The organism is Microbulbifer regidiadema (SeqCode) (genome assembly GCF_052466995.1).
Map to the genome: position 1 here is coordinate 1,793,612 of NZ_CP174297.1, position 12,193 is coordinate 1,805,804.

Below are 12,193 nucleotides of genomic sequence, written 5' to 3' on the forward strand. Positions count from 1 at the left end.
GCCTGGGACAAGCATCATGAAAATAAATTTTCCGAAGCTGATCTGCGTCTGAGAGATTAGGCTAGAGTGAGATATGATTTTATGGGGTATAAGTGATAGGTGGTTAATAGTGCTTGAATGACTTTGTGTGCCCCGAAAAGTAGGGATGTATTGAGGTTTTATTTTTGTTGAGAGATTGAAAGTTTTTAAGGTTGAATATGGAAATGAAGTTATTTTTATTGAGGCTGCTATGGGTTACTCATGGTCCTCTGTTTAGGGCGGCTGAGCATCTGGGTGGGATACTCTATAAGGCTCTCATTATTATTGTAATTATCTATGCCTCAATTATTTATCTTTTTTTGCATTTTTTATTTTTTATTGTTGGTATAGATTTGGATTCGCTCGGCATTGAGGAGCCTTACGTTCTTGCTAGTGTTTGGTTTTGTGTTTGGCTTTTTGAGGTATATATATTCAGGGATGAGAGTCAGAGAAGGTTAAAAGATGGGGCTAAAAAAATAAGAAGCTAAACCAATTGGCGGAGGAGTGTATGTCACGTGGGTATACTCTTATGTGGTGGTCTTTAATTATAGTGCTATGTATCTCGGTGCCTGTGGGTATAATTTCAGCCCAGTAGGAGAGATTCTGGACACCCATAGACAGAAAACCTTGGGAACCGCAATCTAGGACATCCACAGATTAGAGAGGGGTGCTAGTGATAGAGCTAGCCCCCATCTCTGACGGCTTATTCTTTCTGCTTGAGGGAGTGGGGGCGATGAAACCTTGAGGAGTTGAGGTTGAAGCTCGAAAGTGGTGCTTGTAGATAGAAAGTGGGAGTAGCGGTATCGAGAGATTGGATAGGAATTAGCAGGAAGCTGAAGAGAGGAAGTGTTGACAGTCACCTATACCGTGTACCCAGCGCTTGTTGAGCCGGATACAGGCCAGTCGAACAGTCTCTACTGAACCTACCAAGCCCTTAAAGCGACTTTCAAAGTTTCGGTTGAGGTAAAGCCAGTGTTTGGGAGCGATACCTAATCGTTTCAGAATGGGTGGCGTTTCTTTGGCAATCAGGCCCCGTTTTCTGGGGTCCAAATGTCGACCGCTCCAGTCTACCAGTTCCAAATAGTGATCTAGCTGAAAAGGTAGGCCTTTAGGCATGTTTAGACGCTCACCACCGTAAGCGCTCAATAAACCCCACCCTTTGATTCATACGGAAGATTTGCTTCCGTTATGCCTTAAAGATTCCAAGGCAATAAAGCTTCAATATCCTCGACGCTCTGCACACTCGGTAAGTCGGTGTAAACCCGGCGCAGGTAATCATACGGTTCAAGGCCATTAGCTTTGGCGGTTTCGATTAAGCCGTATAGTGCGGCACTGGCTTTGGCGCCTCTCGGCGTATCACTGAACAACCAGTTCTTACGTCCGATCACAAAGGGGCGGATGGCATTTTCGGCTGCGTTATTGTCAATATTTAACTGCCCATCTTCGGTGTAGACCGTTAGTTTTTTCCAGTTCTTGTGCAGATACCCAAGCGCTTTTCCAAGGGCGGTCTTCGGTAATACTTTGGGGAGTGTTTTATCGAGCCAGATCCGGATTTTTTCCAGCAAAGGTAGACTTTCTTCTTGGCGGAGACAATATCGTTCACTTGGCCTGAGTCCTTGCCCTTTACGTTCAATGCCGTATAGGTGGCCTATGTAATTGAGAGCGATGTCGGCTTTACTCGGCTGATGATTTTTACCTTTATTTTTTACTTTACCGCCGGCAATCTTTTGCGCTTCGATAAATTTCCGCCGTGCATGCGCCCAGCAGCCGAGATGGGTAATGGATTTTTCATTGCCCACAGCATGATAACCGGCGTAGTCATCGGTTTGTAAATAGCCTCTGAAGCCCGACAGCAGGCTGCCGGCGACTTCTCCGCTGCGACTGGGCGAGTAATCAAACAGAATCACTTTTTGATCTGGCAGGCCGCCGCGCCGTACCCACATATAAGATTGGCTTTGCGAAGGTTTGTCCGGTTCTTTCAGCACTTGGAGTGGGGTTTCATCACATTGGATAATGGACCCTTCCCGCAGTTTATCTTCCAATAGATTGAGCAGTGGCTGTATCAGGGCACCACTGCGGATCATCCAGTTGGCCAGAGTATTGCGTGGCAATGCCACACCGATGCGGTGAAAGATTTTTTCCTGCCGGGCGAGAGGTAGCGCATCCTGATATTTGGCAGCAGCTATATGCGCAAGTAAGCCGGGACTGGCATTACTTTTAGGGATCGGCTGTGGTGGGAGTGCTGCCGTTTTTACGCAGGATTCACAGGCCTTGCAGGCATATTTTTTACGGACGTGCTCAAGCACCTGGATCTTGGCTGGGATGATATCCAGCTGTTCGCTGATAACTTCACCCATTGCTTGCATCTGGCAACCGCAGCGGCAAATTTTTTCCTCTTCAGACAAATCGTGTTCAATGCGCACACGGGGCAGGTCTTGCGGCAATGGTTTGCGCCCGGCAGATTTCCTGTGCGTGTAAGTCACGGTTTCTGTACTGGGAGTGTCGGGGCTGGCTTCTTCGATTGCGTCATCGGCAAGCGTTTCTGCCTCATTGAAGAGGTTGATCTGACTGGAGTCTGCTTTCTCACTGCTACTGCCGAAGCGCTTATTCTGCAGTAACAAGATTTGTTCTTCGAGCAGGCGAATACGCTGCTGCCTGTTTTCTAGCTGTTCGGATTGCTGTCGCAGAAGCGCCTTTAGCGCTTCTGGATCGTCGGGGAGTTGTTCTGCGGTCTCGCTAATCATGCCCGCTATTTTACAACAACTTCAGGTCAGGTTATCGAGTCAAATTGAATCAATTGATGGGGCTTTTGGCTCCAGATATTAAGGCCGTCGAGCAGCTGGTTGAGCTCACGGCCACTGCGTGCAGTGTGAGTTATTTCATCCGCCCACATCCAGTGGAAGCGCTGTTTTTCCAGACGCTTATACCAGACCACAAAGCCGTTGCGCTCCCAGTAAAGCAGCTTGATTTTATCGCGGTTGCGATTACAGAATACAAAGAGTGCCTCCAGAGCCGGCGACAGCGCCATTTCCTGCTCAACCAGTGCTGCCAGACCATCAATCGATTTACGCATATCGACGGGCTCCATATACAAATACGCTTGCGCTGATTGTTTTGGGCGCAGCATTAATGCTGCTCCCGTAGAAGACGCCAAAGCACTGGCAAGGTATGTTCCAGTTCAGATGTTGGTAGTTGTATCTGAATATTACCCGGCAAAGTCATGACCATTGAAGTTTGAGAAGGCGGCATTGTTATCGGCATGAGTTTGGCTGTATTTTTGCTCTGCTTGCTACGCCAATAGGTGAAGGTACTGAGCTTTAGCTGGTGCTGCTGGCAATAGGCGGCTTGGGAAAGGTCGCTAGCCTTCCACTGGGTTACGTGCTCTGTCCAGAAATCTGATTTGCTTTGCTGGGTCATGCGTATCTCCTGATCATTAAAAATCAGGAGCATATCTGGATGGATTTCAGAGTTTTAGATGGGGTTTGTTGAGCGCTTACTCACCACCTACCAGGGGCAGCAAGCTTTTGGGTTGTTCACCGGAGATTGCCGCACGAATACGCTGTTGAATTGATGTGTAATCAGAATCTTCAGGAGTCTTGGCAATATTGGCACGGATGGGGTTGAGGTCGATGTAGACCATGCAGGCGGCGAGGGCTCTTTCATCTAGTAAAGCTTGGGATTTGAAGCGCCCCTCTCAGAAGCGGCCGGTGCAATGGTCTTCGGCATTGGCCTGGCGAGCGATAGCCTCATTCTGGCAGCGCATAAACCAGCTGATATCCATAAGGCGCTCCCGCCATAATGTGACGACTTCATTGAGCTTGTTCGTCTCACTGTGATCGAGTGTATCACCTCGCAAGTAGCGTAGCGCGAGAGTGGAAACTTTGAAGAGCTTTTGCCAGCGGAGAATGACTTCAGTGTTAGGCCAGCTGAGAGCGATGCCAAGACCGCTAAAGCCTGATCTGACATTGAGGTTATTCTTCGCTCGCAGGAGCTATTTAAAGTTTCTAATTTGGCTCGACGCTTTATTCAGGGCGCCTCTCTAGACTTCAGTGAAAAGCACAAAATTAAAGAGCTAATTTAGCTATGGCGATGGATGTCAGCTGGTTTATGCGCTGCCTGAATGAGGCTATCGCTCGCCAGGCCAATGCCGAAGACCATTGCACCGGCCGCTTCTGAGAGGGGCGCTTCAAATCCCAAGCTTTACTAGATGAAAGAGCCCTCGCCGCCTGCATGGTCTACATCGACCTCAACCCCATCCGTGCCAATATTGCCAAGACTCCTGAAGATTCTGATTACACATCAATTCAACAGCGTATTCGTACTGCGGTCTTAGGCAAACAGCCCAAGGAACTACTGCCGTTTGTGGGCGGCGAGCGCCTTAATATGCCGAAAGGACCGCCCTTTCAGCTGGATCACTATTTGGCATTAATGGACTGGAGTGATCGGCATTTAGACCCGAGGAAGCGCGGCACCATTTCTCAAAATACACCCCCGACCCTGAATCGGCTGGGTACCTCAGTAAAACACTGGCTCTACCTCAACCGGAACGTTGAAAGCCGATTTAAAAGCTTGGTGGGATCAGCAGAGGCTGTACGAAAAGCCTGCGTTCAGCTCGATAAACGCTGGATACATGGGTTGCAAGACTGCCAACAATTCTTAGCCCCGCGCCCAGCTGAACAAGGTAATTTCGAACCCTGGTTATCCCCAGAGTACTGGTATCCCTACCTGCCCCCGCACCTTTTTACCTACGATCTAAAAACGTTATCAGCGCCAATCCGCCACCCACTTTGTTGTAGGCACTCCATCTACCCGCTCTGTGGCACAGAAGTTCTCACCCAGCTTTTACCCTCCAATCCATGGCTATCCTTTTTTGTTTTCGCTTTTTTGTTTTCAGAGATACCCTAAGCATTTCTACCAGTACAATTGGAAATCTTACAAAACCCAAATACCAGCAATAAAGCCAAAAAGATTACATTAACCAAAAATATCGAAACTTTCCCCACATCGAAAAAAAACAAATACATGCAATTAATAGTTAATGTAATCAACATCCCTGCACATAATAATCTAGACACTTGCCGTCTATACCCAACAATAAAAATCAAGATAGGTGAAAAAAGCATCGAAGAGATCATCAAAAGCATATCCAAGGTTAATAAACCACCTGGATTATATCTCAACCCCATAATGATCAACCCAAAAAAAATACCTATACAAAATAAGGACCACACAAAACATATTCCAGCTGTTAATCTATCCATAATCCCCCTGTCGCACCCCCTATCGTTCCAGCCCAACCAGACACTGTACTAAGTAAATTAGCTAACTGGGTACAATAAGTGGCACAATTGCCGTACTGATTTCTACTTTCAGTATCCAGTGGATCGTATGGGCCACAGTCACCATCGCCACCTCCATTTCCATTTCCATTTCCATCCATACAATCATAAAAACATTTCATAAAAACTCCAAGTCCGGCCAATAAAACACCAGCTCCTAAGGCACCGACAAGGCCAGTCTCCCCCGTATAATCAAAATTACTTATTGGATTTTGACTTACATAACCATAAACATGATTAAGGTAAAATTTTTCACTAATTTTAGGAACAACCACACCATTTTTTTGAGAAAGCTTTCGCTTTTCATCGCTAAAATCTAAAATAGTTCCTCTTGGATCACTTTGAATATATCTCCCTAAAGTCGGATCATAATCACGATAGTAATTATAATGTAACCCACTTTCGTCATCGTAATACTGTCCAGGGAAGCGCATATTAAATACGACGACATTTCCTGTCATATCATTGTCGATAGAGGTCTCACCAAACGCCGTACGCGTGCTGCGCCAAATAGCTTCTCCGTCACTATCAATCAGAAGTCTAGGTGTATCCAGATGGTCACTATACACTGCATAGGTACCGTGAGTATCTGCAAGCTGGAGGGGAGCATAGGCACCGGGTAAATAGTCGTAACGCTGGGTAAGACTGGCAGCACCATTACTTTCTTCGAACTCAGCTAGCAGCTGAGTTCCACTCCATAAAAACCAAGTGGTGGTACCATCCACACTTTTGAAAATACGTTGGCCGCTAAAGTTGTAACCGTAACTTGCAGCAGTATCTCCATCACTATAACCCGTAAGTCGATTATCCAAATCATAAGTAAAGGTTTTATTTTCCGTTCCAGTGACAGACGTTAAATTTCCATCATCGTCATAGGCACGGATTAAGGCGCTGTTATTTTGACTAATAAGCTCATTATTACTGTTATATTCGTAGGTGCTGCTATCACTTGGGTCTTCCCGGTTACCCACTCCATCGTAGGAAAATATCTCGTCGATAAGGGACGTGCTATCAGGATAGTCGGCACTAGTAAGCCGATCCACTCCATCATATGAAAATACCTGAGTTCCATCGTTATCACTGTAGGCAGTAATGTTTTTTGCAGCATCAAAACTGTAACCCAAGGCTTCCAGGATGGTACCGGTAGGATCTGTGATGGTGGAGCTATCTAAAGTACCATCGGCATTATAGGTATTGGTACGGCTGGCACCAGAGGCATAACTAAGACTGCTCCAACGATCAGCACTATCATAGCCCAAGGTATGACTATTACCAGCCAAAACAGCACTGGTTAAGCGTGTATAATCATCATAACCAAAGCTGTGGTTAGTGAGTGTGCCGCCCGGTTCAGCAGTATTATCCAAACTAAGCCCACTAAGTTTACCCATAGAATTATAGGAATAGTTGAGGGTACGATCTCCTCCAGGGATATAGTGATTAGCCGTTTGGGATAGACGATTTAATTCATCGTAACTATTTGTATAAAGCGCGGTGCTCTGTATGGCTGAGTCAATGGCCTGAGTTAGTTGTCCATTATCATTGTAGGTAAAACTCTGGGTACGCTCAGTATTATTACTGGTATAGTCTGTAGCACTAGCAAAATACTCAATGTTTGCTAGCCCACCCCAATCTTCGTAATTGTAGACCAATACCTGCCCACGAGCTCCAATTTTACTGGCGAGACGATTACGGTTATCGTAACTATAAGTAATAGTTTCTCCACCCGGACGTACTTCTCCGGTTTTTCGGCCTAAGCGATCGTAGATATAGGTAGTGGTATTTTTTTCCGGGTCGGTAACGGTCAGTAGGTTACCGATAGAATCGTAACTATAGGATGTAACAAGACTTGGGCTAACCCCTTGCTGTTCGGTTTTAGTCAAACGATCTAATGCATCGTAAGTGTAAAGGGTGACACGACTTAACGGGTCGGTGGTGCTAACCATATTACCGAGGGCATCATAACTACGGCTATCCACGCTGCCCTCGGGATCAGTAGTGCTCGCCAGGTTGCCACGAACATCATAACTAAAAGTAGTGACATTATCTAATGCATCAGTGATGCTTAAGCGCCGACCCAAGCTATCGTAGGTATAACTCTGGTAGGTAGTTTCAGTACCGGTGCTGTCTCGACGCGCAATTTTGGTAAGCTGGTCTTTTCCATCGTAATGGAATAAAGTGATCTGACCAGCAGTGACCTCCTCACTAACACTATCAATACTACGCCCTACTTCCACTTGTACCAAATTATTGTCCGCATAGGTATAGTGGGTTTCCTCGTTCAGGGCATTTGTAACTTGCACCACACGATTTTTATCATCGTAGTCGTAGGTGGTAATATTGCCTATAGCATCAGTAATAGTTAAACGATTACCCACTTGATCATAAGTGTTGATCTGCACTCCAGTCGCCAGGCTATTGCCATTTCTGTCTTTCCAATACTCTTTGGTCGGATATAGGCTATCACCTTCATATTCCAGCACATACTGACTACCGTCGGCATAAGTGGTGGCAGTGAGCTGGTTGCGGGCATTATAGCTATAGCTAGTAGTTTGATAGCTTCCGTCGGCCTTTAATTTTTTGGTGCTGGCCAGGGTCTGAGGATTTCCATCACTATCGTAATTAAAGATGTATTCAGTACGGAACACTGTAGCGGTATCAGTAGAAGATACCACTTCTTCACTAGCTACCCAGCCCCCCTCATAAGTCCAAGTGGTAGTAATGATTTCACCACTAGCCAAGTTGGCCGACTGGCTCAGGCGATGGTTGTCGGTATCATAGGTGTAATCGATAGCCCGCACCAGAGTGCGATCACTATTATCATCATCCAGGCCATAGTACTCTTCTCGGATGACATTGCTGTTGGTATCACGCTTTTTTATAATGAGATAGCCCGCTTGATCCTCATACTCCACCGTACGGCCGTCTTCGTTAAAGACGTAGCGCTCAGTCGTGGTATAAGGATTGTTGCCATCTGCATCGGTAATAGTGGTGGTGACTTCGGTTTCATAACCCTCGGTAACATAGTCAAACTCAAAGATCAGATTGCCGTAAACCTCTTTGATTACCTGATCTTCAGTATTATAGGTTTCCTCATAGGGGGTAGCATTTTCACCCACCTGGAAATAGGTCAGGTTGTGGCTATCGTTGCTGTCTTCGTATTTATAAGTGGATACCAACCCTTCCAGGCCAGTGACTTTAATCAGGTTGCCTGAAGTTAGGGCATTACCTTCACTATCATCCAGCGTGTCGTGGCTATAAACAATAGTGCGGCCGGTATGATCCACCGCCTGGGTAACACGACCGGTATCACTGTCGTAACTGAAGCTAACGTAGTTGCCACTCAGGCTGCCATCTGCCAGGCGCTCTTCAATTTTTTGCAACTGGTAGCTGTAGGCCACCGTCATCGGCTTAGAGGGATCGACAGAATAGAGGGAAGTACCGACGATAGGGAAGCGTTCACTGCTGTAAGTAAACTCTAAGCGCTGACCGGTTTTATTTTCCCGCGCTGTCAGTCGGCCCTCAGCATCGTAGTAATCTTTACGCCCAGTATTATGCGCAAAGGTGTAGGTACCATCACTATCTTCACTCAGGGTACCGCGCAGCCCGACTACATCGCTCACATAGGCACCACCACTGTAAACAAACTCCGCACGATGCCCAGCACAATAGCGGATTATTACTTTATCATCGGGGTATTCATACAAGCGGTAATCGTGATCGAAGGCCCAGCCATAACCCAGGGCGCTATCGTAATCCGATTGGTTGTTGTATTTCCGTATAATTTGAATCGGGTAGCTACCCTTTACCACCATATCGGTTTCTTTGTGGCGCTCCTGGCCGCTGTAAAGTACGACCGTACCCCCCTTGGCAGACTCTTCTGGACAGCCCCCCTCCTCAGCACTATCACCACCTCCGCTATCATCATTAGAGCCAGTACCACCACCAAAGGTATGGGCCTGGCCAGGGCTAGCGGCGATGGCCAGAGTTAAAGCCAACATCGCGGAGGCTAGGGGCGGACGAATGGAGTTAACGCTTGCGCAAGCTCGCCGGGCGCCATCCAAGGTCTTGCTAAATCCAACGAGGGCTTTTAGCGGTGTTTTTAGTATTTTATTGGCAAAACTGCTCATGGGTATTCCCTATCCCCCCGATTGCTGGCCGGGAGTGTGATTTTTATTCAGTACAAATCAGACGATACTATTGTGCGGCACGCCACAGGCGATAATCTTTCAAAGCGGTTTGTTCCTGCTTATCCTTGCCCTGTACCTGGTAAGCCTGGGCTAGGCCAAGATAGGCGTGACCATGCTCCGGGTGGTTTTTTATTAGGCGGCTGAAATAAGTTTCCGCTTCTGCCCACTGCTGTTGTTGAATGGCGATTTGGGCCAACAATTGCAGGGCTTGGCGATGGGTTCTGTTTTGTTTCAATACTACTGAAGCGTGCTGCTTGGCTTTTTCGTACTTGCCGAGTTTTTTTTCCAGCTGGGCCAATTCAATCATGGCCGGGTAATTTTGCGGTTGCTGTCGCAGCAGGCGGTTGTACAAGGCTCGCGCTCGCTTGTAATCCTTTTGCTCAACCGCCGTTTGGGCCTCAGCTTGGGAGACCTGCTGGATATGGGCGCTCGGCTTGGCTGCGTGAGTCCCAGTAGCAGCAAAAAGCGCAATAATTGCCAGGGATAGAATCTGGATTAATTCCGTCGTTCGCTTCATAGTTCACATCCTTCTGAATATCTAATTCGCATTAGAGTTAATCTTTATGAGCGAGAGTTTTCGCTGAATCGTCGGCCTGGGGCTTTGCAATAACCACTTTTAGGGTGGCCATACCAAAGTTGCCCAAGTAGCCGCGTAAATTGACGGTGAGATAGTGCTCGCCTGGGTTGTGGTTGCGGCTGTCCCAGCGATAAGTGGTGGGGAAATAACCCACTTCGTTCTCATAAACGTACTGGCCATCGACAAAGTACACCGGCTCAAATCTTTTTGAGGCCAGCTGCGTGATATGCTCCGGCTGTACATTAATACGTACCGGTACAGTGCCACTAACTATCGGGGTGCCTTCGCTATTTTTGGGGTAGTCCCCCACCAGTGAAATTTCCAGCGGAAAATCTCCCCGGCTCAATGCATCCCGTTGTGCTGGGGCGTGAATACGCGGGCGATAAGATTTCTTTTTTTGTCGCAGGCTTTGGCCCCACGGCATATCCTGCACAAAGCGGGAGTCAGAAGATGATTTATCCCCGCTCACCAGGATGGTATTGCGGGGCAAGGCGAAGGCATTGAGAATTAATTCCAGCGCTGGGTGGCCCTTTAAATTCAGGGCGCCGGAGGCATCCTGCCCATCCCAGGCTTCTTTTTGTTGGCCAGATACGCGCGGCACCCAGTCGATAATATTATTCAGCAGTGGGCCGTTATTTTTTAATCCCACCCGAATCGCGACGCGGGCCATTTGCGGCAGGGTGTAATCCACACTGCCCTGCTCCGCATTCCAACTCAGATCGTTCACTGCGACACTTTCACCACCGGTAATATCGGTCAGGTCGTACTCGGCCGTTTGCTCGCCGGCTTTTGCATTGATGGTGTAGTGATAAGCCTCTGCGGGCACCGGGCGCCCCTGCTGGTCGGTACCGTCCCACTGCCACTGGTGATCGCCGGCCGCCAGCTGTTCACGATATTCCGTTTTGATCAGCAGGTCGCGAGCGTCGTAGATATTAATCGTGACGTTGGCTTGTGTATCAATATGGTAATTCAGTGCGAACTGTTCGCCCTGGGCGGGGGCAAACGAGCGGGATTCACTATTGACCCCGGAAATAGACAGTCCGTAGCCAGCCAAGGGCGTAACCACAGCGGCCAATACTGCAGTGAGGCCGATTTTTTTTAACATCTTATTCATAGTACTGATTTGCCTTGCGCGGACTGTGGCCGCCATAGGGGTTTACGGGCACCGCTGGTAAATTGGGTCAGCTGGGTTAGCTCACCGTCATTGAGCGTTAACCTCCACAAGTTATAGGCGCCGTCGCGGGTAGACTGAAATACAACGGCATCACCTTTTGGGGACCAGCTAGGGGCGGCATCCAGTGCGGCATCGGTGGTTAACTGTTTGAGTTTTCCATTACTCTCGCGCAACCACAGGTCGTAGTTACCGGCACGGTTACTGGAAAACACCAATCGGCCTTTTCTATCGGCGACAACATCAAAGTTGTAAAGACTGTTAAAAGTCAGCTGCCGCTTGCTTCCGGAAATCAAATCCAGCACCCAGATATCGTGAGCTTCGCCACCATCCCCGGATAAGAAATACACGCTCTTGCCATCTGGATGCCAGCGGGGTTCGTGCTGCATATAACGCATATTGGTGAGCTTTTGCTGGTTGCTTCCATCCAGCGGCAATCGCCACAAGTTGTTATCGTCAACACTGTCAGAGGTACTGAGAGAAAAGACTACAGATTTTCCATCCGGCGCCAGGCTCGCATCAATAAAACCTTTTAGTGGCATTGTTATTGGCAATTCTTTGGCACTGACCAGCCCCACCTCATGCAGTTCACCCTGGCTGCCATTCACCAGCAAACGTTTGCCATCGGGAAACCAGCTAAGGCTGTTTTTATCGAAGGCTGAGTGGGTGAGCTGCCGGTGTTGTTGGCCCTGGGTATCCATTACCCATACCTGCCAATACCCCTGTTTGCCCGGGGCCAGGTAAGCAATATCCTCACCTGCCTGAACGCAGGCACACCATAGCAATGTACAAGTCACAATGACCACGTTGGACTTTAGTAAGGCTTTCACGTTGTTCTCTTGGTTGTTTTTTGATTTAGTGCCGACCTGACAGTTACGGCGCTAGCGGTGAGTTAAAATAC

12 protein-coding genes are annotated in these 12,193 nt (G+C 47.9%); 2 read left to right on the plus strand and 10 right to left on the minus strand.

The features are described from left to right. Positions 1–197 precede the first annotated feature (197 nt). Positions 198–506, plus strand: a complete 309-nt coding sequence (locus tag ACJJIK_RS07765) for a hypothetical protein (RefSeq protein ID WP_444944668.1) — start codon at positions 198–200, stop codon at positions 504–506. Positions 507–840: 334 nt separating this feature from the next. On the opposite strand, the gene ACJJIK_RS07770 is transcribed toward ACJJIK_RS07765, so the two are convergent. The 6 genes from ACJJIK_RS07770 to ACJJIK_RS07795 all read right to left on the minus strand — a co-directional run bounded on the left by ACJJIK_RS07770 (position 841) and on the right by ACJJIK_RS07795 (position 3,874). Then, positions 841–1,164, minus strand: coding sequence for a hypothetical protein (locus ACJJIK_RS07770; protein ID WP_444944669.1), 324 nt, complete (start codon positions 1,162–1,164; stop codon positions 841–843). Between the two features lie 47 nt (positions 1,165–1,211). Further along, positions 1,212–2,762: an IS66 family transposase gene (tnpC, locus tag ACJJIK_RS07775; RefSeq protein ID WP_444944670.1), complete on the minus strand. Its 1,551-nt coding sequence runs from the start codon at positions 2,760–2,762 to the stop codon at positions 1,212–1,214. Between the two features lie 26 nt (positions 2,763–2,788). Beyond that, positions 2,789–3,145: an IS66 family insertion sequence element accessory protein TnpB gene (gene tnpB, locus ACJJIK_RS07780; protein WP_444944671.1), complete on the minus strand. Its 357-nt coding sequence runs from the start codon at positions 3,143–3,145 to the stop codon at positions 2,789–2,791. Beyond that, positions 3,145–3,435, minus strand: a complete 291-nt coding sequence (gene tnpA / locus ACJJIK_RS07785; protein ID WP_444944672.1) for an IS66 family insertion sequence element accessory protein TnpA — start codon at positions 3,433–3,435, stop codon at positions 3,145–3,147. The genes tnpB and tnpA overlap by 1 nt, the downstream gene beginning before the upstream one ends. A gap of 76 nt (positions 3,436–3,511) precedes the next feature. Next, the gene (locus tag ACJJIK_RS07790) at positions 3,512–3,658 is read right to left on the minus strand and encodes a hypothetical protein (RefSeq protein WP_444944673.1); all 147 of its coding nucleotides are present in this window, start codon (positions 3,656–3,658) and stop codon (positions 3,512–3,514) included. A gap of 54 nt (positions 3,659–3,712) precedes the next feature. Next, complete coding sequence (locus tag ACJJIK_RS07795; protein WP_444944674.1) at positions 3,713–3,874, minus strand: hypothetical protein; 162 nt, start codon at positions 3,872–3,874, stop codon at positions 3,713–3,715. Positions 3,875–4,248: 374 nt separating this feature from the next. Here ACJJIK_RS07795 and ACJJIK_RS07800 point away from each other — a divergent pair, with 374 nt between their 5' ends. Beyond that, a complete protein-coding gene (locus ACJJIK_RS07800; protein WP_444944675.1) occupies positions 4,249–4,923 on the plus strand; it encodes a hypothetical protein in 675 nt (224 codons plus the stop codon). 343 nt (positions 4,924–5,266) lie between these two features. Here the strand turns inward: ACJJIK_RS07800 and ACJJIK_RS07805 are convergent, their stop codons facing one another. The 4 genes from ACJJIK_RS07805 to ACJJIK_RS07820 form a co-directional block, all read right to left on the minus strand. Beyond that, the gene (locus tag ACJJIK_RS07805; protein WP_444944676.1) at positions 5,267–9,484 is read right to left on the minus strand and encodes an RHS repeat-associated core domain-containing protein; all 4,218 of its coding nucleotides are present in this window, start codon (positions 9,482–9,484) and stop codon (positions 5,267–5,269) included. A gap of 67 nt (positions 9,485–9,551) precedes the next feature. Then, positions 9,552–10,061, minus strand: coding sequence for a tetratricopeptide repeat protein (locus ACJJIK_RS07810; protein ID WP_444944677.1), 510 nt, complete (start codon positions 10,059–10,061; stop codon positions 9,552–9,554). Between the two features lie 37 nt (positions 10,062–10,098). After that, positions 10,099–11,235 (minus strand): FlgD immunoglobulin-like domain containing protein, encoded by a 1,137-nt coding sequence (locus tag ACJJIK_RS07815; protein ID WP_444944678.1) that lies wholly within the window; start codon positions 11,233–11,235, stop codon positions 10,099–10,101. Next, positions 11,232–12,122, minus strand: coding sequence for a hypothetical protein (locus ACJJIK_RS07820; protein WP_444944679.1), 891 nt, complete (start codon positions 12,120–12,122; stop codon positions 11,232–11,234). Before ACJJIK_RS07820 ends, ACJJIK_RS07815 begins: the two co-directional genes overlap by 4 nt. Positions 12,123–12,193: the final 71 nt, after the last annotated feature.